Origin of the sequence: Nonomuraea sp. NPDC049419, from assembly GCF_040676995.1 — a bacterium.
GTDB lineage: Bacteria > Actinomycetota > Actinomycetes > Streptosporangiales > Streptosporangiaceae > Nonomuraea > Nonomuraea salmonea.
Genome location: NZ_JBFAQB010000003.1, coordinates 421,381 through 446,952, shown reverse-complemented (window position 1 = coordinate 446,952; position 25,572 = coordinate 421,381). Strand labels below are relative to the sequence as shown.

General features: G+C 71.6%; 17 protein-coding genes. 14 read left to right on the top strand and 3 right to left on the bottom strand.

The features are described from left to right. Genes AB0K12_RS12035 through AB0K12_RS11980 form a run of 12 tightly spaced genes read left to right on the top strand, consistent with a single transcriptional unit; the run spans nt 1 to nt 15,738 of the window. Nucleotides 1-1,992 (top strand): ABC transporter substrate-binding protein, encoded by a 1,992-nt coding sequence (locus AB0K12_RS12035; protein WP_364558789.1) that lies wholly within the window; start codon nt 1-3, stop codon nt 1,990-1,992. A 9-nt stretch (nt 1,993-2,001) separates the two neighbouring features. After that, nucleotides 2,002-3,000, top strand: coding sequence for an ABC transporter permease (locus AB0K12_RS12030; RefSeq protein WP_364558786.1), 999 nt, complete (start codon nt 2,002-2,004; stop codon nt 2,998-3,000). A 6-nt stretch (nt 3,001-3,006) separates the two neighbouring features. Further along, nucleotides 3,007-4,158, top strand: a complete 1,152-nt coding sequence (locus AB0K12_RS12025) for an ABC transporter permease (protein WP_364558783.1) — start codon at nt 3,007-3,009, stop codon at nt 4,156-4,158. A 41-nt stretch (nt 4,159-4,199) separates the two neighbouring features. After that, on the top strand, nt 4,200-5,249 hold the full coding sequence (locus AB0K12_RS12020) for an ABC transporter ATP-binding protein (protein WP_364558780.1): 1,050 nt from the start codon (nt 4,200-4,202) through the stop codon (nt 5,247-5,249). After that, on the top strand, nt 5,246-6,286 hold the full coding sequence (locus AB0K12_RS12015; protein ID WP_364558777.1) for an oligopeptide/dipeptide ABC transporter ATP-binding protein: 1,041 nt from the start codon (nt 5,246-5,248) through the stop codon (nt 6,284-6,286). Before AB0K12_RS12020 ends, AB0K12_RS12015 begins: the two co-directional genes overlap by 4 nt. After that, nucleotides 6,283-7,320 carry a sialidase family protein gene (locus AB0K12_RS12010; protein WP_364558774.1) on the top strand — a complete coding sequence of 346 codons (1,038 nt, stop codon included), beginning with the start codon at nt 6,283-6,285 and terminating at the stop codon, nt 7,318-7,320. Before AB0K12_RS12015 ends, AB0K12_RS12010 begins: the two co-directional genes overlap by 4 nt. After that, complete coding sequence (locus AB0K12_RS12005; RefSeq protein ID WP_364558771.1) at nt 7,320-8,507, top strand: sialidase family protein; 1,188 nt, start codon at nt 7,320-7,322, stop codon at nt 8,505-8,507. Before AB0K12_RS12010 ends, AB0K12_RS12005 begins: the two co-directional genes overlap by 1 nt. Then, complete coding sequence (locus AB0K12_RS12000) at nt 8,504-9,940, top strand: extracellular solute-binding protein (protein WP_364558768.1); 1,437 nt, start codon at nt 8,504-8,506, stop codon at nt 9,938-9,940. The genes AB0K12_RS12005 and AB0K12_RS12000 overlap by 4 nt, the downstream gene beginning before the upstream one ends. A 14-nt stretch (nt 9,941-9,954) precedes the next feature. After that, entirely contained in the window at nt 9,955-11,334 is a 1,380-nt protein-coding gene (locus tag AB0K12_RS11995; RefSeq protein ID WP_364558765.1) for a DUF5060 domain-containing protein, read from the top strand. After that, entirely contained in the window at nt 11,331-12,332 is a 1,002-nt protein-coding gene (locus AB0K12_RS11990; protein WP_364558762.1) for a DUF5605 domain-containing protein, read from the top strand. The genes AB0K12_RS11995 and AB0K12_RS11990 overlap by 4 nt, the downstream gene beginning before the upstream one ends. Next, nucleotides 12,329-14,425 carry a hypothetical protein gene (locus AB0K12_RS11985; RefSeq protein ID WP_364558759.1) on the top strand — a complete coding sequence of 699 codons (2,097 nt, stop codon included), beginning with the start codon at nt 12,329-12,331 and terminating at the stop codon, nt 14,423-14,425. The genes AB0K12_RS11990 and AB0K12_RS11985 overlap by 4 nt, the downstream gene beginning before the upstream one ends. Continuing rightward, complete coding sequence (locus AB0K12_RS11980) at nt 14,422-15,738, top strand: glycoside hydrolase family 28 protein (RefSeq protein WP_364558756.1); 1,317 nt, start codon at nt 14,422-14,424, stop codon at nt 15,736-15,738. Before AB0K12_RS11985 ends, AB0K12_RS11980 begins: the two co-directional genes overlap by 4 nt. A gap of 17 nt (nt 15,739-15,755) precedes the next feature. Here the strand turns inward: AB0K12_RS11980 and AB0K12_RS11975 are convergent, their stop codons facing one another. Then, nucleotides 15,756-17,639 (bottom strand): beta-L-arabinofuranosidase domain-containing protein, encoded by a 1,884-nt coding sequence (locus AB0K12_RS11975; protein ID WP_364558754.1) that lies wholly within the window; start codon nt 17,637-17,639, stop codon nt 15,756-15,758. 131 nt (nt 17,640-17,770) lie between these two features. Between AB0K12_RS11975 and AB0K12_RS11970 the strand changes: the two genes are divergently transcribed. Continuing rightward, nucleotides 17,771-19,477 (top strand): hypothetical protein, encoded by a 1,707-nt coding sequence (locus AB0K12_RS11970; protein ID WP_364558751.1) that lies wholly within the window; start codon nt 17,771-17,773, stop codon nt 19,475-19,477. Next, complete coding sequence (locus AB0K12_RS11965) at nt 19,471-20,646, top strand: GDSL-type esterase/lipase family protein (RefSeq protein ID WP_364558749.1); 1,176 nt, start codon at nt 19,471-19,473, stop codon at nt 20,644-20,646. Before AB0K12_RS11970 ends, AB0K12_RS11965 begins: the two co-directional genes overlap by 7 nt. A gap of 58 nt (nt 20,647-20,704) precedes the next feature. On the opposite strand, the gene AB0K12_RS11960 is transcribed toward AB0K12_RS11965, so the two are convergent. Both AB0K12_RS11960 and AB0K12_RS11955 read right to left on the bottom strand, forming a co-directional pair. Further along, entirely contained in the window at nt 20,705-22,528 is a 1,824-nt protein-coding gene (locus tag AB0K12_RS11960) for an acyltransferase (RefSeq protein WP_364558746.1), read from the bottom strand. Between the two features lie 10 nt (nt 22,529-22,538). Beyond that, complete coding sequence (locus tag AB0K12_RS11955; protein ID WP_364558743.1) at nt 22,539-25,487, bottom strand: glycoside hydrolase family 2 TIM barrel-domain containing protein; 2,949 nt, start codon at nt 25,485-25,487, stop codon at nt 22,539-22,541. Nucleotides 25,488-25,572: the final 85 nt, after the last annotated feature.

Sequence of the window (25,572 nt, the reverse complement as noted above, 5' to 3'; positions counted from 1 at the left end):
ATGACAGAGCACGTGTTCACGCGGAGGAGCCTGCTCCGCGGCGGCGGCGGGCTGCTGCTGCTGGCCACGGCCGGTGGCTGCGGCTTCTTCGACACCAGCCCCGACACGGGCGGCGCGGGACCCGCGGCGGCCGCCGACCCGGCGGCCAAGGAGGCGCCTGCGCTGGCCGAGCTGGTCAAGGCCGGCAAGCTGCCCCCGCTGGAGCAGCGCCTGCCGAAGAACCCGGTGGTCGTCACCCCGCTGAAGGAGGCCGGCGCATACGGCGGCACGTGGACCTCGGCGATCGTCGGCGAGGACGACTTCGACTGGCTGTATTACTCGCTCGGCTACGAGCCCCTGGTCAGGCTCAAGGCCGGCACCAACGGCCAGAAGGGCCCGGACGACATCATCCCGAACGTGGCCGAGTTCGAGGTCAGGGACGACGGCCGGGTGTACGTCTTCAAGCTGCGCGAGGGCCTGAAGTGGTCGGACGGCGAGCCGTGCACGGCCGACGACCTGCTGTTCGCCTTCGAGGACGTGGCCGTCTACAAGGATCTGCACACGACCGGCGTCTACGACCTCTACCTGGAGAACGGCAGCACGGACGAGCTGGTCAAGGTGGAGAAGGTGGACGAGCGGACGGTCACCTACACCTACAAGGAGCCGAAGGCGGGCCTGCTGTTCCAGATCGCGGTCTCGACGTTCGAGCGCGGTGGCGCGGCCGGGTTCCTGCTGCCCAAGCACTACCTGAAGCAGTTCCACAAGAAGTACAACCCGGACGCCGACAAGCTGGCCAAGGAGGAGCAGCTGGAGGACTGGACCCAGTTGTTCATGAACAAGAACGACGTCGCACACAACGCCGACATGCCGACCTTGCACCCGTGGAAGATCACGAACCCCGTGGGGCGCGGCACGGCGGTCGTGGCGGAGCGGAACCCGTACTACTGGAAGGTCGACGAGCAGGGGCGGCAACTCCCGTACATCGACCGGTTCAGGGCGGAGGTGCTCGGCGACGTCGAGGTCGAGCTGCTGAAGATCATGAATGGCGAGCTCGGCCTGCAGCTGTACAACTTCAACACGCCGGAGAACAAGCCGCTGGTCGCCCAGAACGCGGCCAAGGGGAAGTACCGGCTGTTCGACGTGCCGAGCCGGCTGAGCAACACGATGATCCTGCAGTTCAACCAGACGATCAAGGACGACGGCCTGCGCGAGCTGTTCAGGAAGAAGGACTTCAGGATCGGGCTGTCGTACGCGATCAACCGGCAGGAGATCATCGACGGCGTGTACGCCGGCCAGGGCGAGCCGTGGCAGGGCGCGCCGTCGAAGAACAACGCGCTCTACGACGCCGGCTTCGCCAAGCAGTACACCGAGTACGACGTCGCCAAGGCGGGTGAGCACCTGGACAAGGCCGGCCTGACCGAGAAGGACGCCGACGGCCGACGGCTCGGCCCCGACGGCAAGCCGCTGATCGTCACCGTCATGGCCTCCACGGAGTTCCCGCATCACGTCGAGGCGCTGGAGTTCGTCAAGAAGGGCTGGGAGGCGGTCGGCGTCGGGCTGCGCGTCGATCCGGTCGCGGCCACGCTCTTCACCGAGCGCTCGATGGGCAACCAGCCGCAGTGCTCGACGTACACGTGCAGCGACTTCGACGTGATCACCGGCACCGGCGGCGACCACTACTACGTGCCGAGCAACTCCGGCAGCGCGCGTTACGCCATCCGCTGGGCGCAGTGGTACGGCAGCAAGGGCAAGAGCGGCGACGAGCCGCCGGCCGAGGTGCGCGCGCAGCTGGAGAAGTTCACCGAGATGCGCACCGAGCCCGACTTCACCAAGGCGCTGGAACACGCCAAGGAGGTGGTGCGGGTGGCCAAGGAGCAGTTCTACGCGATCGGCGTCAGCTCGTACCCGAACGAGTACGGCATCGTCGGCACCGCGTTCAAGAACGTGCCCGACGCGATGGCGAACACGGCCGTGAACCCCGGGCCGACGCAGCCCGAGCAGTACTCCCTCTGAGGGGCCGGCGTGCTGGGCTACTTCGGGCGCCGCCTGGTCTACGTGGTGGTGACGCTGTGGGCGATCTCGATCGTCACGTTCGTCATCATCAACCTGCCGCCGGGCGACTACGTCTCGACCCTCGTGGCCAACGCGCAGGCGGGCGGCGAGGGCATCACTCCGGCGGAGATCGCCAACCTGCGGCAGCGGTACGGCCTCGACGACCCCCTGCTCGTGCAGTACTGGCAGTGGATCTCCGCCATCGTCCTGCACGGTGACTTCGGTCAATCGTTTGCCTGGAACCAGCCGGTGTCCACGCTCATCGGCGAGCGCATCGCGCTGTCGGCGATCCTGTCGCTCAGCTCGCTGCTCATGGTCTGGGCGATCGCGTTCCCCATCGGCATCTACAGCGCGGTCCGCCAGTACTCCTGGGGCGACTACGGCTTCTCCTTCCTCGGCTTCATCGGGATGGCGGTGCCGGAGTTCATGCTCGCGCTGGTCCTGATGTACATCGGGTTCCGCTTCTTCGGGCAGAGCGTGGGCGGCCTGTTCTCGCCGGAGTTCCAGGACGCCGCATGGAACCTCGGCAAGGTGCTCGACCTGGCGAGCCACCTGTGGGTGCCGATCGTCGTCATCGGGGTGTCGGGCACCGCCGGCATGATCCGGGTGACCAGGGCGAACCTGCTGGACGAGCTCTACCGCCCGTACGTCGTCACCGCCAGGGCCAAGGGCCTGCCGGAGTGGAAGCTGCTGCTGCGGTATCCGGTGCGGATGTCGCTCAGCCCGTTCTTCAGCACCGTGGGCTGGCTGCTGCCCGGCCTGATCGGCGGCGAGACGATCGTCTCGGTCGTCATGAGCCTGCCGACCGGCGGCCCGCTGCTGCTCAGCGGCGTGATGAACCAGGACATGTATCTCGTCGGCAGCTTCGTGCTGATCCTCAGCACGCTGACCGTGATCGGCACCGTGATCAGCGACCTGGCACTGGCGTGGTGGGACCCGCGCATCCGCAAAAGGTACAAGAGAGAGTAGCGCCAGATGTTCCTCAGGCGACCGACGGCGAGGGAAGCAGGGACGCTGCCGCAGTGGCGGCTGATGTGGCGGCAGTTCCGCCGGCACCGGCTCGCGATGGCGGGCGCGGCGATCCTCATCCCGATCTACTTCGTGGCGATCTTCGCGGAGTTCTTCGCGCCGATGTCCAGCTCGACGGCGGACACGACGATGACGTACGCGCCCCCGCAGGTGCTGCGCGTCTCCGGCGAGCACGGGCTGCACGTGTACGGGTACACCAGCGAGCGCGATCCTGACACGTTCGCCCAGACCTACACCGAGGATCCCTCCCGGGTGATCGAGGTCGGGCTGTTCGTGCACGGGGATCCGTACAAGCTGCTCGGGGTGATCCCGTCCGACATCCACCTGATCGGGCCCGTGCACAAGGGCGAGCCGTTCTTCCTGCTCGGCTCCGACCAGAACGGCCGTGACCTGCTGTCGCGGCTCATCCACGGCGCGCGGGTGTCGTTGTCGATCGGGCTGGTGGGCGTGCTGGCGAGCTTTATGCTCGGCATGCTCATCGGCGGCGTCTCCGGCTATTTCGGCGGCGCGGTGGACAACGTCGTGCAGCGGGCCATCGAGTTCCTCATGGCGATCCCGACGCTGCCGCTGTGGATGGCGCTGTCGGCGGCGCTGCCCACGGACTGGGGGCCGCTGACCCGATACTTCGCCATCACGGTGCTGCTGTCGCTGATCGGGTGGACCGGGCTGGCCAGGGACGTGCGCGGCCGGTTCCTGTCGCTGCGCGAGGAGGACTTCGTCACCGCGGCCCGGCTGGACGGCGTGGGCCGCCTGTCGATCATCTTCCGGCACATGATCCCGTCGTTCGCCAGTCACATCATCGCCTCGTTGTCGCTGGCCATCCCCGGGATGATCCTCGGCGAGACCAGCCTGAGCTTCCTCGGCCTGGGCCTGCAGGCGCCGGCCGTGAGCTGGGGCGTGCTGCTGGAGGGCGCCCAGAACGTGCGCGTCGTCGCCGACGCCCCGTGGCTGCTGGCGCCGGGCGTCGCGGTGGTGGTCGTGGTGGTCGCCATGAACTTCTTCGGGGACGGCCTGCGGGACGCCGCCGATCCGTACGGAGCGGCGAGCGGAGCCCGGAGAAGGAAGCCGTTCAGGCGTAACCGCGTAGGGCGACAGTGAGCGCGACCATTCGACACGCGACAACAAGGGGGTGGGCAGGCGTGGCCGCAGGCGACGTGCTGCTTGAGATCGAGGACCTGCGTACGCACTTCCACCTGGACGACGGCGTCGTGAGCGCCGTGGACGGCGTGGACCTGCGGGTGCGCAAGGGCGAGACGCTGGCCATCGTCGGCGAGTCCGGCTGCGGCAAGAGCGTCATGGCCCGCTCGATCCTGCACCTGGTGGACCCGCCAGGCCGCATCGAGGGCGGCAAGGTCACCCTGCACCGCCCCGACGGGCCCGTCGAGCTGGTCGGCGCGGGCAAGCGGCTGCTGCGGCAGGTCAGGTGGAACGACATCGCGATGGTCTTCCAGGAGCCGATGGCCTCGCTGAGCCTGGTGCACACGATCGGCAGCCAGATCATCGAGGCGGTGCGGCTGCACGAGAACGTCGGCAAGGCCGAGGCCCGCAGGCGCGCGATCGACCTGCTCGACCGGGTCGGCATCCCGATGCCGCAGCGGCGGGTCGACTCCTACCCGTTCGAGCTGAGCGGCGGCATGCGGCAGCGGGCGATGATCGCGATGGCGCTGTCGTGCCGACCGAGCCTGCTCATCGCCGACGAGCCGACCACCGCACTCGACGTGACCACGCAGGCGCAGATCCTTGAGCTGCTGCGCGACCTCCAGGGCGAGCTGGGCATGGCGATCATGCTGATCACCCACGACCTCGGCGTTGCGGCGCAGGTGGCCGAGCGCATGGCGGTGATGTACCTGGGCCGGGTCGTCGAGTACGGCTCCGCCGAGCAGGTGCTGTCGCAGCCGCGCCACCCGTACGCGCAGGCGCTGCTGCGCTCGATGCCCCGGCTGGGGCAGGCCAGGCAGCGGCGGCTGACGGCGATCAGGGGCACGGTGCCGCCGCCGTACGCGCGGCCGGACGGCTGCTTCTTCCACCCGCGCTGCGACCACGTGATCGCGGGCCGGTGCGACGTGGTGCCGCCGCCTCTGGCGGACATCGGTGATCGGGAAGTGGCGTGCCTGCTCTACCAGGACGAACCAGACCAGGACGGACCAGACCAGGACGGACCGGACCAGGACGAGAGGGAGACGGCGTGAGCACGGAGCCGCTGCTCGAAATCGAGGGGCTGAGCAAACACTTCCCCGTCCGCAGCGGCCTGCTGGGCCGGCAGGTGGGCGCGGTGCGCGCAGTGGACGAGGTCGATCTGAGCATCGCGCCGGGCAGCACGCTCGGCCTGGTCGGCGAGTCGGGCTGCGGCAAGACGACGCTCGGCCGGTGCATCGTGCGGGCGCACGACCCGACGGGCGGGCGCATGCTCTACCGGCGGGCCGACGGCTCGGTGATCGACGTGGCGGGGCTGAGGGAGAAGGAGCTCAAGCCGTACCGGGCGGAGGTGCGGATGATCTTCCAGGACCCGCACTCGTCGCTCAACCCCCGCAAGACGCTGCGCGAGATCATCGGCGAGCCGATGCGGGTGCACGGGTACGGCTCGTCCGACGAGGTCGCCGAGCGCGTCGGCGAGCTGCTGGAACGGGTGGGCCTGCGCCGCGAGTACGCCGACCGCTACCCCCACGCCTTCAGCGGCGGCCAGCGGCAGCGGGTCGGCATCGCGCGGGCCCTGGCGCTCTCGCCCCGGCTGGTGGTGGCCGACGAGGCGGTCAGCGCGCTGGACGTGTCGGTCCGCGCGCAGATCCTCAACCTGCTGATGGACCTGCAGGAGGAGTCGGGGCTGGGCTTCCTGTTCGTCAGCCACGACCTCGGCATCATCGAGCACGTCGCGGACGTGGTGGCGGTGATGTACCTCGGCCGGGTGGTCGAGGAGGCGCCGACGGAGGAGCTGTACCGGCGGCCGCTGCACCCCTACACCGAGGCGCTGCTGTCGGCGGTGCCCGACCCCGACCCGGCGGCCAGGCGGCAGCGGGAGCGGATCAAGCTGCTCGGCGACATCGCGGACCCGGCGAACGTGCCGCCCGGCTGCCCGTTCCATCCCCGCTGCGTGTACGCCAAGGAGGAGTGCCGGGTGGACCGACCGCCGCTGCGCGAGGTCGGCGGGCGGCGGGTGGCCTGCCACTTCGCCGGCGAGCTCGACCTGCGCGGCGTGCCGGGCCCCGGCGTTCGGGAGGTGACGGCGTGAGCGACCCCCGATTCGACGGCGTCGTCCGGCCGTCCGCGGCGCTGCCCGGCGCGATGGAGGCGCTGCTGCCCGCCCCGCACGGCGTCGACAACCACGCCGCCAACCTGCTGCTCACCTCATCGGGCGAGCTGCTGTGCACCTGGTTCAGCGGCCCGCAGGAGGGCGATCCCGGCACGAACGTGGTGGTGTCGCGGCTGGCCGGTGGGCGCTGGGAGCGGCCCGCGCTGGTGGCCGCCGACCCGGAGCGCACCGAGCAGAACCCGGTGCTGTTCGAGGCGGGCGGCCGGGTGTGGCTGCTGAACACCTCGGGCGAGCCGCACGACCAGGCCACCGCGCACGTGGTGGCCCGCACCTCGGGCGACGGCGGCCGCACGTGGAGCGCGCCGCGCGTCCTGCTCCCCGAGCCGGGAAGCTGGGTCAGGCACCCCCCGATCGTCCTGGACGACGGCACGTGGCTGCTGCCCGCCTACCACTGCGCCGCCGCGGGCGACCGCAGCGTCGTGCACGTCAGCACGGACGGCGGCGGCACCTGGGCCGCGCACGACGTGCCGGACAGCGCGGGCGTGGTGCAGATGACGATCGCGCCGCGGCCCGGCGGGCTGCTGGCGCTGTTCCGCGACCGGCGGGCCGGGCGCATCCACGCCTCGGTCTCGGCCGACGGCCGCACCTGGTCCGCTCCCGAGCGGACCGAGCTGCCGAACAACGACTCCTCCGTCCAGCTCACGAGGCTCGGCGACGGCCGGCTCGCGCTCGTCCACAACGACGCGAGCCTGGAGCGCGACCAGTTCAGGTGGGTGACCAAGAACGGGCGGCGGCGCAGGAAGGCGCTGCGCACCCCGCTCGTGCTCGCCCTGTCCGAAGACGGCGGCCTGACCTGGCCCGATCGGCATGTCCTGCAGGAATCCGACTCCGAGTACTGGCAGAACGAGCTCGGCTACTCGTATCCGAGCGTGATCGACGGCGGCGGCGGGCGGGTGCACGTCGCCTTCTCCTACCTGCGCAAGACCATCAAGTATCTAGAGATTGGCGTGTGATGAAAGTTCGGCAGAGCCTTTTATACGGCGCTCTGGCCGTGGCGGTCGCGGTGCCGTCGTACGCGGCGGGCGATCGCGGCGGAGGCGACGACACCGTACGGGTCCAGCCGACCGGCGCGTACGCCTGCCGCCAGGACGTGGCGCCGCCCGACCCCGACGTGCCCAAGGTGCACGCGGCGGCGGTGGCCCAGGCCCCGCAGGGCGACGTCCTCACCGTCTACTACGGCGGCACCACGGAAGGAGCGCCGGACCAGGCCCTCTACCTGTCGCGGCTGGCGGCCGGCAAGCACACCTGGTCCAAGCCCGAGGTGGTGTTCGACGAGCCCGGCAAGGCCGACGGCAACCCGGTGCTGTGGTCGGACGGCCGGCGCCTCTACCTGTTCTTCGTCACGATCGAGGGGCACGGCTGGGAGCAGGCGCCGATCCGGCTGATCACCTCAGACGACGGCGGCCACACCTGGAGCGAGCCGGTCACCATCCGCGAGGAATGGGGGTGGATGGTCGGCACCAACCCGATCCGCATGTCGAACGGCGAGGTGCTGCTGCCCCTCTACGACGAGTCGCGCTCCACGTCCGGGTTCTACGTGTTCAGCGAGGACATGAGCACGTGGAAGGCGTACCCGGAGGACACGGGGAGCTGGATCCGCACGCCGGAGGGCTCGATCCAGCCGACCGTGGTCGAGGTGGAGCCGGGGCGGCTGGTGGCGTACCTGCGGACCGGGGACGGCGCGATCTACACCAGCCAGTCCACCGACTTCGCCCGCACGTGGAGCGCGCCGGTGGCCGAGCCGATCGGCAACCCGAACTCGCGGGTGGCCGCGCTCAAGCTGGCGAACGACAAGCTGGTGCTGGCCTACAACCCGTGGGTCGAGCACCGCTCCCCCATGCGGCTGTCGCTCTCGCCCGACAAGGGCCGTACGTGGGAGCACACGGTGGACGTCGAGGCGCAGTCGGGCCCGCAGTTCACCTACCCGGTGCTGACGCAGAGCGCCGACGGCTTCATCCACCTCGTCTACTCCTACAACCGCAACAACATCCGGCACGTCGTCTTCAACGAGGAATACCTGCGTGACGCCGTGGGCCTGCTGTCGAACTGGCCCGAGCACACCATCACCGAATTCAGGAACGGCGTCCGGCGGAACGTCGTGCGCCAGTGTGATTACGCGCCCGCGAAGGGGAACTCATGAGGAACCAGGTTCGTGGCATCGCCCTGCTCGCGCTCGCGCTGAGCGTGACCGCCGTCCCCGCCCAGGCGTCCGTCTCGGCCGCCGCCTGCAAGGACGTGCCGAACAAGTACGACCAGCCATTCCAGGTCTGCGACGACGAGCTGTTCATCTTCGCGGCCAACTACAAGCCGTTCGAGTCGACCGTGGACGAGTCGCGGCAGGGCACCCGCGTCTTCGACGAGATCATCGGGAACAAGCTGCGGGCCGCGTTCCCCGACGTCAAAATCAAGTACGCGACGTGGGACCTGCCCATCCGCTACGAGGACCTCAAGAACGCCGGGGTCACGCCCGACATCATCATCGAGGACCCGAAGAACCGCATCGACCGCGACCTCGAGCCCATGGGCTGGGTCGGCGACCTCACCGCCGACCTCGAGCAGGCCGGCATCGACCTGAGCACGCTGAACCAGGCCACGGTGGAGCTGACCAGGTCGCGCTCCGACGGCGGCATCTACGGGGTGCCGCTGTTCATCGACGAGCACGTGCTGCTCTACAACAAGAAGATCTTCGACAAGTTCCGGGTGCAGCATCCCAGGCCCGGCATGACGTACGACGAGGCGTACAAGAAGGCCAAGCAGCTGACCAAGGACGACGGCCTTGATCACTACAAGGGCTACATGCAGCACCCCGACCAGTATCTGGACTTCAACCAGGCCGGTCTCTACCCGTTCCTGCCGACGTCGGGCGAGGAGCCCGCGCCCGAGGACGTCAAGGTCGACGTCAGCAGCGACGCCTGGAAGCAGTACGTCGACAACCTGTACCGCTTCCTGGAGATCCCGCGCAACGAGTTCACCACCGTCACCGACTTCTTCAAGGGCGACATGAGCCAGCCGGGCCACCTGGCCATGGCGGTCGACACGCTGTCCCGGCTCACCATGTACGCGGGCAGCGAGCTTTTCATCGAGGACGGGGACGAGGAGTCCTTCGCCGAGCAGGGCAAGAACGTCGACATCGGCGTCAGCGCGATCCCCGTGCTGAAGAAGGGCGACACGACGACCTACCAGCCGAACACGCGCGCCGCGTTCATCCCGCCGTCCTCGCAGAAGAAGGACCAGGCACTGCGGATCGTGAAGTGGCTGGTCTCCGAGGAGGGCCAGACCGAGCTGTCCAGCCACGGGCTCAAGGCGGTCCTGCAGACCGACAAGGTCGTGCGGAGCTTCGGCACGGCGATCCCCGAGCTGGCGAAGATCGACACCTCGGCCGTCTACTGGGGCGAGAACGCGACGATCTCCAACTACCGGAACACCGAGTACTGGGACCTGCCGCTGTGGTCGGTCTACCGCCAGCACATCCTGCGTGACGGCGGCACGCCCGACCAGGCGCTGGCCCTGACCCAGCAGCAGGACATCCCCACCTACATCAAGGCGCAGAGCGAAGCAGGGAAGGACTGGTAACACTGTCCCCCACCGTGGAACGCTGGGGCGTCCACGAGATCGAGCTGTCCGGGCCGTCCGGCGGCAACCCCTTCACGGAGGTTCGCCTGTCGGCCCGGTTCAGCTTCCGTCACCGCGTCGTCGAAGCCGACGGCTTCTACGACGGTGACGGCGTCTACCGCGTCCGGTTCATGCCGGACGCGGCAGGCTCGTGGAGCTACACCACCGTCAGTAATGTGACCGAGCTGGACGGCCATGGGGGCGCCTTCGAGGTGTCGCCCGCGTCCGAGGGCAACCATGGCCCGGTGCGGGCCGCCGGCACCGGCTTCGTGTACGCCGACGGCACGCCGTACCTGCCGTTCGGCACCACCGCCTACCACTGGACGCACGACCTGGACGAGGAGCGCGAGCAGCGCACGCTGCGGACGCTGGCCGGCTCGCCGTTCAACAAGCTGCGCATGTGCGTGCTGCCGGCCGGGCCGATGCGGCCGCCGCTGGTGCCGTTCGCCGGCACCGACCCGGACGGGCTCGACTTCACGCGCTACGACCCCGCTTTCTTCCGCCACCTGGAGTCCCGCGTACGGGACCTGCGGGACCTCGGCGTCGAGGCCGACGTCATCCTGTTCCACCCGTACGACGGGGGCGTGCGCGGCATCGAGGACATGGGCCGCGAGGCCGACCACGCCTACCTGCGGTACGTCATCGCCCGCCTGGCGGCCTTCCGCAACGTGTGGTGGTCGGCGGCCAACGAGTACGACTTCAACAAGGCCAAGACCGTCGAGGACTGGGACGACATCCTGCGCACGATCGTGCGGCTCGACCCGTACGAGCATCTGCGCTCGATCCACAACGGCACCCGCATGTACGAGGTCGCCTCCCTCTACGACTTCACCAAGCCGTGGGTGACGCACCAGAGCATCCAGCACTGGGACGCCACCCCCACCGGCGCCTGGCTGCGCGCCTGCCGGAAGCCGGTGGTGATCGACGAGATCTCCTACGAGGGCGACCTGGGCAAACGCTGGGGCAACGTGACCGCGCAGGAGCTCATGGACCGCTTCTGGGAGGGCGTGGCGCGGGGCGGGTACGTCGGGCACGGCGAGTCGCTGATGGGCCACCAGCCGCGCGCGTGGATCAGCAACGGCGGCGGCCTGTTCGGCGAGAGCCCGGCGCGGATCGCGTTCCTGCGGCGCGTCGTGGAGGACAGCGCCGCCGGGTCGTTCCTGCGGTACCTGGGGCGGCGGCAGCAGGCGCACGTGACGGTCGAGCTGCCGGACGACGGCGCGTACCGGGTGGAGCTGATCGACGCCTGGGCCATGACGATCACCCCGGTGGACGGGGAGCACAAGGGGCGGGCGCGGGTCGCGCTGCCGGGCCGGCCGTACCTGGCGCTGCGGATGACGAGGGTGAGCTCATGATCGACAAGGGGTTGGCGACGACCGCGCTCGGCTGGCACCTGCACGACGAGCGGCGGCGCGCGCGGACGCTGGCGGCGCTGCGTTCCTCGCCGTTCGACCGGGTGCGGATGGCGGCGCTGGCCTCCCGCTGCTCGCTCGACGCGCTGGAGGAGCGGGTGGAGGAGCTGGCCGCGATCGGCGTGACGGCCGAGCTGGTGCTGCTGCGGCCGGGCGAGGGGGTGGAGGACGCGCAGGCCGCCGCCCGCTACCTGAGCGAGGTGGTGCCCCGGCTGGCCGCGCACCGGAACGTGTGGTGGTCGCTCACCGACGACCCCGCCGCGTTCCCCGCCTTCGACGAGCACGACTGGGTGGCGCTGGGCAACCTCGTCGCCGAGGAGGACCCGCTGCACCACCCGCTGTCCATCACGGCCGAGGCCGGCTCGCCGCTGCTGTGGCGGCGGATCTGGACGCACGGCAGCGTACGGGCGCGCAGCCCGCGCGACGCCTGGGTGGCCACCCGCCACCACCACAAGCCGGTGCGGATGGACATGTGCGGGTACGAGGGCGACGCCGCCGACCCGTGGCTCAGCCTCACCCCCGAGGAGGTGGTGACCCAGGCGTGGGACGGCGTCGTACGGCGGCGGCCCGTCACCCACGGCGAGGCGTACGCCGGGGACGACGGGCTGACCTGGTCGCAGGACGGCGGGACGCTGACCGGGGCCGCAGTGCCCAGGCTCGCGCTGCTGCGCCAGGTGCTCGCCGCCATCCCCGGCGAGGCCGCCCACCGCGACAGGGACGCGCCGATGCTGGAGCTGACCGGGGAGTTCTACCTGGAGTTCTGCGGCGAGCACCGGTTCCCCGAGCGGTCGTTCGACGTGCCGGACGGGCGGTACGAGGCCGAGGTGATCGACACGTGGGAGATGACGGTGACGCCGCTCGGCATCATGAAGGGGCCGGTGGTCACGGTGCCGCTGCCCGGCACGGTCGGCCAGGCCATCCGCCTGCGCCGCGTCCCATGACCGCCCCCCACGCCTTCCCCCGGGGCGGGCAGGCGGCCCCGCCGCTCGCCTCGCTCACCGGCCCCGGCGGCAAGCTGGTCGAGGTCGTGAGCGGCGCCGGAGACTCCGGCGCCGCGGGCGGCGGGGCCCGGGCCGGCGAGGCGCACCTGCGACTGGGGCGCACCGGCGCTCGGGCGCCGCACCTCCAGGTGCCGTTGCACGTCCTGTTCACCGCCTCGGCCGGGCGGCCCTGGCGGTTCCAGGGCGCTGACCCGGCCTCCGTGCGGGTCCGGCCGCCCGATCCCGGGGGCGGGATCGTGGTGACGGCGCGAGCCGGGGAGCTGAGCGTCCGGCTGGAGCTGGGCTTCGGCCGCGAAGGGCTGCTGGAGCTGCGCACCGCCTGGCACAACGAGACCGGCCGCCACCTCACCGACGTGGCGGCCGGCCTGCTGCTCCCGCTGCCCGCCGAGGACGTCCACCTGACCATGCCGGGCGTGCTCTACAACGACAACCCGTCGTCGGACCCGAGCCGCGAGGTCCCGCACGTCGGTTTCGTGTGCGAGGAGCACCGCCTGCCCATCCCGGCCGTCAACGCCGCATGGGACGGCCACTACGTCAGCCTGTTCGCCCACCCGGACCCGGTCAGGGACGAGAGGGACGGCACGGTCGCGTACGGATCACTCGGCGTGGTCCGCGCGCCGGGCCCGGCGGTGACGGCGCTGACGGGCGTGATCGCGTTCAACGGCCGGCCTGACGTCTGCTATGTCAGCAAGGCCACGACGGAGGAGCGCCCGCTCGGCTACCGCGACCTCGCCCCAGGAGCGGCGACCACCACCCGGCACAGCCTCGACTGGGGCGAGGTCGAGCCGCGCGGCTTCGGCTTCAGGACGCTCGTGCACACCCCCCTCTACCGGGACGAGGGCGCCGCCCCGCTGACCGCGTCCGAGATCGTCCGGCTCAAGACCAACGCGATGGACGCCCGCTGGAACGGCGACGGCTACCTCGCCTACGAGGGCGTGCGCCACGGCCGCCCGCGCTCCTACCTGTACGGATGGACCGGCCAGTGCATGAAGCTGGCGCTGTGCGACGCCATGCTCGGCATCGAGGACGGCGAGCCCGAGCGCGTCGAGCGGGCCCGCCGCGCCGCCGGCTTCTACGTGGACGGCAGCAGGACGCCGGTGCGTGGCCTGCACGCCGCCCGCTACCTGGTGGACGACGGCCGGTGGGAGATGTTCGACAAGGACGGCTGGGGCGCGTTCGTCTCCAGCAGGGCCCACGGCGAGACCATCACCGACCTGGCGGCGCTGGCGCTGCTGTTCGAGGAGGCCGGACTGGAGGTGCCGCGGTCGTGGGTGGAGACGGTGACGGACGCCGCCGCGGTGTTCTGGCACACCAGGCTGACCGAAGGGGTCGTCCCGGTCGGCTGGAGCCCGCTCGGCACCCCGGTCTCCGACCTGGTCAGCGCGGCGGGGGTGGCGTGCGTGCCGGCGATGCTGGGGGCGTACCGGCTGAGCGGGGAGCGGATGTGGCTGCTGCGCGCCGAGGAGATGCTGGCCTGCTACCACCGGGTGCACGCGGCCACGTACGAGCGGCCGTTCGCGCACGCCACCCTCGACGCCTCCGGTGAGGACAAGGAGGCCGGGATGTACTTCTTCCTGGCGGCGTACGAGCTGCACCGGCTCACCGGCGACGAGCGTCACGCGGAGTGGGCGGAGGCGGCGGCCGACTGGCTGCTGACGTTCGTGTACGCGTGGTCGCCCGAGTTCGCCGCGGACAGCACGTTCGCCAGGCGCGGCTTCAAGGCGGCCGGCTGGCCGGCGGTGAGCGTGCAGAACCATCACCTCGACGTGTTCTTCCCGACGTCGGAGCTGTGGGAGTTCGGCAGGACGACCGGCCGGCCGCGCTACGCCGAGCGGGCGGTGCGGATCCTGCACGCCATGGGCCAGGGCGTCTGCACGGAGCCGGGCGACTGGGGGTTCGCGACGCCGGGCGAGCAGGGTGAGGGGTTCTTCCAGACCAACTGGCAGCGTACGGGCGAGGCGAACACGTGGAACCCGTCCTGGGTGATCGCGCTGCCGCTCTATCACGCGCTGCGCATGAGGAAGGTGGCATGAGCGAGTTCCTGAGCGAGGCGGACGCCTGGCGGTACGCCGACGAGCTGCGCGAGCGGGTGCGCCCGCCGGACTTCCCCGACCGGTGGTTCGACGTGACCGCGTACCGGAGCGGCGACACCTGGACGGAGGCGTTCCGCGCGGCGATCAGCGCCTGCCACGAGGCGGGCGGCGGCCACGTGCGGGTGCCGCCCGGGACGTACCCGACGGGCGCCATCCACCTGCTCAGCAACGTGGATCTGCACGTCGAGGAGGGGGCGGTGATCCTTTTCTCCACCGACCCCGCCGACTACCTGCCGGCCGTCCACACCCGCTTCTCGGCCATCGAGTGCTACAACTACTCCCCCTTCATCTACGCCTACGGCCAGGAGAACATCGCGATCACCGGCCGCGGCACGCTCGACGGCTCGGCGGGGCCCGAGCACTGGTGGCCGTGGGTGGGCACGCCGGAGTTCGGCTGGCGGCCCGGCACGCCGGAGGAGAGCGAGGACTGGGCGGCGCTGCAGCGCATGGCGGCCGACGGCGTGCCGGTCGAGGAGCGGGTCTTCGGGGCCGGGCACTACCTGCGGCCGAACATGATCCAGCCGTACCTGTGCCGCAACGTGCTCGTCGAGGGGGTGCGCGTCGTGCGCTCCCCCATGTGGGAGATCCATCCGGTGCGCTGCGAGAACGTGCTGGTCAGGGACGTGACGATCCACTCGCGCGGCCCCAACAACGACGGCTGCGACCCCGAATCGTGCCGCGACGTCGTCATCTCGGGCTGCGTGTTCGACGTCGGCGACGACTGCATCGCCATCAAGGCGGGCCGGGGCCCCGACGGGCGCCGGGTCGGGGTGCCGTGCGAGAACGTGCTGATCGAGGACTGCGACATGCGCTACCGGTACGGCTCGGTCGCCATCGGCACCGACACGACGGGCGGCATCCGCAACGTGTTCGTGCGCCGCTGCCGCTGGGGCGGCCCCGGGCTGTACTTCGGCCTGTACGTCAAGACGAACTCGGTGCGCGGCGGATTCGTGGAGAACGTCTTCGTCAAGGACGTCACGATCAGCGAGCTGACCAAGGAGGCCGTCTCCATCGACCTCTACCACGGCGACGGCCACAACGGCGACGACCCGCCCCCGATCCGCAACGTGCGGGTGTCGGGGCTGCGCAGCGACAGGACGCGCAGCGCGTACCTGCTGCGCGGCTATCCCGAGCAGCCGCTGCGCGACATCGCGATCAGGGACAGCTCGTTCGCCCGGGTGCTGCGGGCGGACGTGGTGAGCGACGTCGAAGGGCTGTCGGTGACCGGAGTGACCGTGGGCGAGACCCCCTAGAGGGTCTCGCCCGGTGGTCAGTGCATCGGCGTCCAGATCGTCATGGCGCCCGGGGTGCGGTTGGCCCAGGCGTGGTACGGGACGAAGGTCAGGTCGACCGGGCCCACGTGCTCCGGCTCAAGAGGCGCGGCGGCGGTGCGGTAGGGGTAGCCGCCGTCCTCCTTCCTGTGCACGTGGGCCCGGCCGCGCGCGTGGACCGGCACCACCTCGGCGGGCAGGCCGGCGATCGGGCCCCCATCGGACAGCCCGCCCTCCAGGCACAGGTCGTCCACGCCGGCACCCGGGTGGTCAGCCTGCTCCAGGCAGTAGACGAGCGGCCCGCGTTCCACCGCGACCTGACCGCGGGCCACGTCGAGCCGGGGCACGGCGGCGGTCAGCCGGGGGCGGATGGCGAAGTCGAGCACGATGCGGTCGCCCCGCCGCCAGACGCGGCGGGCGCGGTAGTACGAGCCGGGCCGCGTGGGGAGTCCGGTGCCCGACAGGCCGTCCACGCTGGCGCCGTCGGCCCACGACGGGATGCGGGCGGCGAGTGTCCACGGGGTGTCCGGGGCCTCGGCCACGGTGATCGCCACCCGGCCGTCCCACGGGTAGCCGGTCTCGACGCGCAGCACCACGTCGCCGGCCCTGAGCGTGCCAGGGGCGTACAGGTGGAGCTGGACGCCGCCGTCGTCGCGGGTGGCGAGGTAGCGGTCGAGTGAGGACAGCAGGCGCATGACGTTGGGCGGGCAGCAGGCGGTGCCGTACCAGTCCTGGCGGCCGCGGGCGGCGGCGCGGCGGTCGTCGGGGTTCGCCCCCGCGCGCACGCGCAGCGCGTTGACGTAGAAGAAGCGGTCGCCGGAGAGCGAGACGCCGGGGAGCACGGCGTTGTAGAGGGTGCGTTCCATGAGGTCGGCGTAGACGGACTCGCCGGTCGCGAGAAGCATCCGGTACGCCCACTGGACGCTGCCCACGGCGGCGCACGTCTCGCAGTACGCGGTCTCCGGGGTCAGCTCGTGGGGGCCGCCGAACTGCTCGCCGTACCAGACGGAGCCGAGCCCGCCGGTCAGGTACGTCTTGGTCGCCACCATGTCGCGCCACTGCGTCGCGAGCGCGGCGAGCAGCTCGCGGTCGCCGGTCTCGGCGGCGACGTCGGCGGCGCCCGCGGCGAGGTACATGGCCCGCACGGCGTGCCCCTCGACGGTGGTGGCGGCGCGCAGCGGGACGCGGTCCTGGCGGATGCCGGGCCCGTGGTGCCCCTTGAGCGGCAGCGTCTCGTGCCCCCTGCCGTCGATCATGCGGGCGGCCAGGTCGAGGTACGCGCGCACGCCGGTTTCGCGGTAGAGCTCGGCCAGCGCGGTCTCGATCTGCGGATGCCCGTCGAGCGCGTCGGGCGGCAGGTCCTTGACGAGGTGGTCGGCGAACCGGCCCGCGACGCCGAGCAGGCGTTCGTCGCCGATGGCGCGGCGGCCGGCGACGGCGGCCTGCATGAGGTGGCCCGCGCAGTAGAGCTCGTGGCTGGATGCCATGTCGCTGTAGCGCGGGCGGCCGGTGAGCTGGGTGTGGGTGTGCAGGTAGCCGTCGGGGGCCTGGGCGGCGGCGACGAGCGCGGACGCCTCCTCGTACGCGCCCGCCAGCTCGGCCGACTCGGCCCTGCCGCGCTCCCAGGCGAGGGCTTCGAGCCACTTGTAGACGTCGGAGTCGGCGAAGACCTTGCCGTGATGCCGCCCGCCGCCGCGTGCGGCCTGTTCGAGGTTGGCGAAGGCGCCGGATTCGCGGATGCGCACGCCGCCCAGGGGAATGGTGACCTCGCGGTTGACCCGCTGCCGTGCTGCCCAGAAGCCGCTTTCGATCCGCATGCCGGGTACGGGTCGCAGGGTCACGGCGGCTTCCGGGCGGGGTCGTACCACCGAATCATCGCTCATGCGGACATCCTGCCTCACGGTTTATATATCCAACAAGATACGAATATCTATGCTCACCTTGACGCCACAGGAGAGGCGGCGGAGGCTGGAGAGTAGGTTTTATGCGGCAGTGAATATTTATAAGGGGAACGATGGCTGAGATACCCGACACGGTCGTGCTCGAAGAGCGGGCCGAGCTGGCGATGAACGCCGTGGCCGGGCTGCCGGACGCCGGCATGGACGGCATCCCGTACTTCAGCGCCGACCTGCTGGCCCGCCCCGCGGTGCTGCGGCACGGCGACTGGGACTGGGGCTCCAGCCACGGGCGGCTGCTCGACGCGTGCGTGCTGGCCAGGCACATGACGGGCAAGGACACGTGGCGGGAGGTCGAGGACGGCTACCGGCGGCGGCTGGCCGGCTTCTTCGGCCCCGACGGGCTCAGCTACCGCCGGGCCCGCCCCGAGGCCGGCTGGCCCGCCCACGCCAACCTCATCGACCAGCGGGCCGTGCTGCTCTCACTGACCACCTCCTACCTGTCCGACGGCGACCCCGAGGTCAGGAGACTGGCCGACGGGCACGTGGCCGCGCTCAAGCGCATCGCCGTCAAGGAGCGCGACGTCTGGTTCTACCCGGCCTCGGAGTACACGCCGGACGGCTGGCCCTCGCCCAACGCGATCGCGCTGCACCTCGCGCCCGACCCCGCCTCGTTCAGCGGCCGGCTCATCATGCCGCTGCTGCGCTACCACCAGGCCACCGGCAACGAGGACGCCCTTGAGCTGTGCGGGTGGTTCGCGCGGCTGATCGTCGAGAAGAGCGGCGTCTACCACGAGGACGGCAGCTTCAACCCGGCCCGCGCCTACCGCAGCGGGCACTTCCACACCCGGCTCGGCACCCTCGAAGGACTCGCCCGGTACGCCCTGCACACCTCCGACCACGAGCTGACCGCGTTCGTGCGCCGGTCGTACGACTGGGCGCTCGGGCAGGCCACCGCGTTCGGCTGGACGCCCGGCGACCTGGCCGACCAGCGCTACGAGCACGAGAGCTGCTCCCTGGTCGACCTCATCGGTCTCGGCGCCACGCTGGCCCGCGCCGGGCACACCTCTTATTGGGGCGTGGTCGAGCGGTTCCTGCGCAACCACCTGGTGGAGTCGCAGCTGCTGGATCTGAGCTGGGTTCAATCCGCGCCCGACACCTCGGGTGACGAGCCCGGCTGGACGACGCACGTGCGGGTGGGCGAGCGCGTCCTCGGCGCCTTCGCCGGGTACGGCGCGCCCAACGACTTCGTCTGCGACGTCGAGCTGGGCCGCGGGCACACCGCCGACGTACAGGCGTGCTGCGTGGGCTCCGGGGTGCGCGGGCTGTTCTGGGGCTGGAACAACGTCGTCGCCGCCGACGACCGGGCCACCCGCGTCCACCTGCTGCTCAACCGGGCCACCCGCCAGGTCACCGTGCTCAGCCACCTGCCCCACGAGGGCCGGGTGGACCTCGACGTGCACGAGGACCTGCGCGAGCTGCGCGTCCGCATCCCCGGCTGGGCCGGCTACGCCAAGGTCCGCGTCACCCGCCCCTCGGGCGACTTCGACGGCACCCGCACGGGGGCCTGGGCCCCCGACGGCTACCTGTCGATCCCCGCCCCGCGCCGGGGCGAACGCGTCACCGTCACCTTCCCCGTCCCCGAGCGGACCAGCACGGAGGTGGCGGCGGGCCGCGAGTACCAGGTGCGGTGGCGGGGCGACGACGTCACCGGCATCAGCCCGGAAGGCACGGCCCGCCCGATGTACAGCGCCCGCAAGGTCCACCCGACCGCCCCACGCCGCCCGTACGAGCTGAACCGGCCCACCACCGAATGGACATGGTGACGGCCTGGTCGGCCGCCGCCGAGATCCTCGCCGGAGACCTGCACGAGATCACGATCCGCAACATCGTCCGCCCCGCCATGAGCGGAACGGACCTGCGCCTCCACCTCACCAACGCCTACGGCACCCACCCGCTGCACTTCGGCCACGTCCGCGTCGGCGTCCCGAGCGGCGGACCGGCCCTTGAGGCGGGCTCCAACCGCAGGGCGACCTTCGCCGGCACCACCGAGGTCACCCTGGCACCCGGAACGACAGCCGTCAGCGACCCGCTCCCCGGCTCGGTACGGGCCGGGCACCTCCTCGCCGTCAGCCTGTACCTACGCGGCCCCAGTGGCACCCTGACCGGCCGCAACCGCGCCTTGCTGCCCCTGGACGGACGCGAAGGACCGGGGGCGCCCTGCTACCGGTCGGTGCCCGGTGACCATGCCGGGAACGAGCGCGGCGACGCCTTCATCGAGGAGGTCACGGTCTGGCACTGGCTGGAGGCCCTGACCGTCGTCCCCGCGGCGCCGGTGGGGGTTGTCGCTGCGCTGGGCGACTCGATCACGGTCGGGGTCGGCTCGGAGACCGGACAAGCGTGGCCCGACTTCCTCGGACTCGCCATCGTGAACGAGGGCATCTCAGGCGGAAAGGTCCTCAGGGCAGGAACCGGCCGCCCAGCAGAGACCCGCCTGACCGCGGAGGTCCTGCCCAAGCCCGGCATCACCACGGTGATCGTCCAGGCCGGCATCAACGACGTCGGCGCAGGGGCGCGAGCAGAGCACCTTGTCGCCGCCTACCAGCGTATGGCAGCAGCGGCCCACGCCGCCGGAGTGCACCTGGTCATCGGAACGCTCACCCCGTTCGAGGGCGCGGAGTACTACACACCGGCCAGAGAACAGGTCCGCCAGGAGGTGAACACCTTCCTCCGCCGAAGCCGCATGTCCAACGCCCTGACCGACCCCGGCGCCCCGCGCCGCTCCAGCACCCTGACCGGCTCCGGCGTCTTGACCGCATGCGACGCCCGGACCGGCTTCGGCTCTCTGGCCGACTTCGACGCCGTGCTCCGCGACCCCGCCCACCCGACCCGCCTCCTGCCGGCCTATGACAGCGGCGACCACCTCCACCCCGGCACAGCCGGCCACCGCGCCATGGCCGCCGCAGTGGACCTCCGCGCCCCGCGCCCCTCCTGACCCGCGACGCAGCCCCGCGCCGGCCTCGGCCGGGCGGGGCGGGCATACCCCGGAGCCGTTACGTCGGGGAGGTCGTGGCGGGTTCTGGGCGGTGGACGCCTCGGGGGCGGTAGCCGAGGGTGTCGGAGAGGCCGAGGTAGTCGGCGAGCAGCCAGATGATGGCGAGCCACATCTCCGTGCCTTGCAGGCCGGGGGTGCGGGTGGGGCCGGTGCCGGTGGTGAGGGCGAAGCTGAGGCCGGCGCCGTCCTGCCAGCCGCTCAGGGCGCGGTTGAGGTGGTCCCTGGCCCAGGACTCGCCCTCCGCGCGCCGGTGGCCCGTCTGACGGCCGGTCAGCCAGAGCGGGTGGATGACGTCGAGGACGTTGCAGGCGTTGCCGGTGTCAGGGCCGAAGTAGCGGGGGTCGCGGGCGTGGGCGAGCACGGTGTCCACGGCCCGTTCTGGGTATGGCAGCGGCAGCCCGAACTGCGCGTACGTGCCGCGTGTGAGCCGGTAGAAGCCGTTGACCACGTGCAGCCGGCCCGCGTCGGAGTCGGGCTCGCCCCACATCCCGTGCGTCGGCCTGCACCGGGTGAGCAGCCAGCCGTACAGGGTCTCCAGCTGGGGGCCGGTCAATCCGAAGTCGGTGAGGTTGCGGTGGAGGCCGGTGCCGATGGCGTCCACGACCGAGCCGGCCGTCCATGCGCCGCGCGCCCAGTCGAGGCCGTCGAGCAGCGCGATGAGGTCGGCGGGCGGCAGCTCGGAGATGGCTCTGATCGGGTGGCGGAAGCGGGTGCCGAGCAGGTCGAGCGCGTAGCCGACGGACAGGATGTGGTACGCCGTGATGCCCTCAAGCTCCAACCCGCCCTCACCGGCCCCTTCGCCGGCGGCCCCCTGCCCGCCGATGACCGCCTCGCCGGCCTCTCCGCCGCCGGCGGCCCCAGCGTCAGCTCCCTTCCCGCCGACGGCCCCCTTTTCGCTGGTGGCTGCCTCTGGGGAGCCGGGGGCGCCGATCTCTGGGACGAGGCCGGTGGCAGGGTCCTGGCGGTCGCGGAGGAAGGCGATGATCTCGTCGCGGGTGGGGGTGGGTGGCGGGCCGCCGAGCAGCAGGTCGGCGATCTCGACGGCGTCGGCCCAGGCCCGCACGGTGGGCTCGGCGCCGGGGCGGTCCACGTAACGCTCGCCGGTCCAGCAGCGGGCGAGCACGTCGTGCGCCTGCTCCCTGGCCCGCTCAGCGAACGCGACCAGCCGCCCCTCCAGGTCACGCGGCGCGGCGGACCGTCCCTGCCGGTCGCTCGACGCGGCAGGCCGTCCCTGCTCGCCGCTCGGCGTGGCAGGGCGCGGGTGTTCATCGCGGGGGGTGCGGCGGTCGCGGATCGCGCGGGCTGGGTTGCCGGCGACCATGGCCCAGGCCGGTACGTCCTTCGTGACGACCGAGCCGGCGCCGATGACGGCGTGGTCGCCGATCGTGACGCCGTCGAGGATGACGACGTTGGAGCCGATCCACACGTCGTCGCCGATGCGGATGCCCTCGCTGGTGATGGGCTGGCGGAAGACCTCACGGTCGGGGGCGGTGCCGTGGTTGAAGCCCAGTAAGGAGGTGTGGGCGCCGATCCGTACGGCGTCGCCGAGCGAGATCGTGCCCCGGACGACGGCGTACGGGTTGACGGTGCAGTCGCGGCCCATGGAGACGTCGCCGGTCACGTACGCGTGCGCGGCGAGGTAGCAGAAGTCGCCCATGCGCAGCCGTTCGGTGTGCACGGCGGCCAGCGGCGAGATGTACACCTTGCCCGCCGCCTCCAGCCCGATCTCCGAGCGCAGCCCGGCGACGTGGGCCTCCTGGGCGCGGCGGTCGTCGTCGGTGGCGTGGTCCCAGTAGAGCCACGGACGGAAGTCGAACGTCATGTCATTCCTCTCAGGGGCGCACCGGCGTCAGCGTCATCGACCAGGTGTAGGGGCGGACCTTGAGCCGGTACCGCTCGGGCAGCGCGGGCCCGCACGACGCGCTGCCGATGCCCTGCTGGCCGTGGTCGAGGTTGAGCCACACGCGACCGGCGTCGGTGAGGTCGTGCGGGTGGCGGGCGGCCCGCAGTGCCTCGCTGGTCCAGCGGCGGGCGGTGAAGTCGACGTGCGGCTCCCCGTCCACGCGCAGGGTGGGCAGGCCGTCGCCGGACACCTCCAGCCAGCGGGTCTCGACGTGGTTGCCGTTCTCCTGGGGGACGACGTACGGGGTCTGCAGCGCGTCGATGGAGCCGCGGAACCGGCCGACGCGGACGGCGGCGCGGCTGTCGGCGTACGACTCGCCCGGCCCGAGCCCGAACCACGTGACGTCGGTGTAGCCGCCGGGCAGCGCGAACCTCGTGCCCATGCGGGGTGGCGTCACCGTCAGGTGACCGTAGGCCGTGTCGTCCCAGTCGCCCACGGGGTCGGCGTCGATCCGCAGGTGGAGGGTGCCGTCGTCGTGCAGCCGGTAGGTGTACGTGGTGCGGAGGCCCAGGGTGCGGGTGGCGGGGCCGCTGCGGCCTCGGACGACGAGGGTGCGTTCGTCGGGGCGGTCCAAGGCGGCGGTGCGGTGCAGGAACCTGTCGATGCCGACGGCCTCCCAGTCGGCGGCCAGCGCGTTGGCGCCGCCCAGGCCGTGGTCGTTCTCGATGGGGGCGCGCCACACGTCGAGGACGGGCCCGTCCAGCTCGACGTCGCCGAGCCGGGCCAGCCGCCCGGTCCTGCCGTCGAACACCGCCGCCCCCAACCGCACCTCCCCCGCACGCCCGCCGACAGCCGGCGGCGAGGCAGGGGCAGGGGCACGGGCAGGGGCAGGGCGCCGGCGGGTGGCGGTGCCCAGGTGGGTCTGGGTGAAGGCGATCACGTGGCCGGCCGGTGCCCACCTGGTCGCCTCGGCCAGGACCGCCTCCACCGTGAGCCACGTCTCGCCGTCCCCGCCGGCCTCGGCCGAGGGCAGCGGGACCCGTACGGACGAGCGGGCCGGGCAGTGCGGCACGGAAAGCGTCCCGGAGGCGCCGCGCACCCCGTCGCTCTCCACGAACCACCGGAAGGCCAGGTGATCAAGTGCGGCGAAGTCGTACTTGCTGGTGATGACCAGCTCGCCGCCGGAGACCTCCATCGACACCGGCTCGATGGCCTTACGCAGCTCCAGCAGCCCGGGCGACGGCGTGCGGTCGGGGAAGAGCAGGCCGTCGAGGCAGAAGCGCTCGCCGTTGGGGCTGGCGTCGATGTCGCCGCCGTGCCGGTAGTAGAGGCGGCCGAGCGCGTCGCGCCCCGCCAGCCCGTGGTCGATCCACTCCCACACGAACGCGCCGCAGAACCGCTCGTAGGACTCCAGGATCCGCTGGTAGTCCACCAGTGACCCGGGCCCGTTGCCCATGGCGTGCGCGTACTCGCAGAGCAGGAACGGCAGCTCGCGCCGCCGCACGTCGTCCGGCGAGCCGGGCTCGACGCCCGCGGGCGTGTCCTCCTTGCGCTGCCCGATGCGCTCCAGGGTGTCCTGGGCGGGATACATGAGGCTGTAGAAGTCGGAGTGCCGGTAGGAGGGGTCGCGCTCGTAGTGCAGCGGCCTGGTGGGGTCGCGCTCGCGGATCCACTCCTCGATGTCGCCGAACGTGGCGCCGCTGCCGCTCTCGTTGCCCAGCGACCAGATGATGACGCTGGGGTGGTTCTTGTCGCGCTCGACCATGCGCCGGGCTCGGTCGAGCAGGGCGTCGCGCCACATGGGCTCGGCGGGCGGGTTGCCCTCCCAGCCGGCGTAGACGAAGCCGTGCGTCTCGATGTCGCACTCGTCCACGACCCACAGGCCGTACTCGTCGCACAGCCGCAGGAACTCGGGGTGCGGCGGGTAGTGGGAGGTGCGGACGGCGTTGACGTTGTGCCGCTTCATCAGCTCGATGTCGCGGATCATGGTGGCGCGGTCGAGCGAGCGGCCGCGATCGGGGTCGTGCTCGTGCCGGTTGACGCCGCGCATGAGGACGGGCCTGCCGTTGACGAGCAGCCGCCCGCCGGCGATCTCGACGGTCCTGAAGCCGACGGCGAGGTCGATGGCCTCGCCCGCGGCGGTGAGCGTGCCGCGGTAGAGGCAGGGGTCCTCGGCGCTCCACGGGCGCACGCCCGGCACGGTGACCTGCTCGCCGGTGGGGATGGCGAGGCCGAGCGCGGGCAGCTCGACCAGTCCAGGGGCGTCGGCGGTGACGAGCAGGGTGCCGGCGCCGTCGCGGTAGGAGGCGTGCACGGTGAAGTCGTCGATGCCGCCCTCGGGCCGTGACAGCAGCTCGACGTCGCGGAAGATGCCGGGCAGCCACCACATGTCCTGGTCTTCGAGGTAGCTGCCGGACGACCAGCGGTGCACGCGGACGGCCAGCACGTTGCCGCGCTCGCGCAGCCGTCCGGTGACGTCGAACTCGAACGGCAGCCTGCTGCCCTTGGAGTGGCCGAGCAGCTCGCCGTTCAGCCAGACCGTGCCGCAGGAGTCGACGCCCTGGAAGCGCAGCACGTCCCGCGCCGCCGGCCAACCGGCCGGCAGGTCGAAGCGCAGGCGGTAGTCGCCGGTGGGGTTGTCGTCCGGCAGGTGCGGCGGGTCGATCGGGAACGGGTAGGCCGTGTTGGTGTAGAGAGGCCGGTCGTGGCCTTCCAGCACCCAGTGCGACGGCACCCTGATGCGCTCCCAGCCGCTGTCGTCGAGTGCGGGGTCGGAGAGGCCGGGGCCGGTGCCCGCTGCGGTGCCGGAGAGCAGGAAGCGCCACTGCCCGTTCAGTGAGAGCCTGGGGGCGTCGGAGACGAAGTCCGCCCGGGGCGTCCGCCTTCCGGTGCCTGGTGCTGGGTCCCCGTGGAAGTCGGCGTGGAAGTCGGCGATCACGTACGTCCCTCCGGAGGATGAGACAAAACGTTTTAACCCTAATATCCCGACACCGATGACACCAGACCTTCCATGCATTGACATG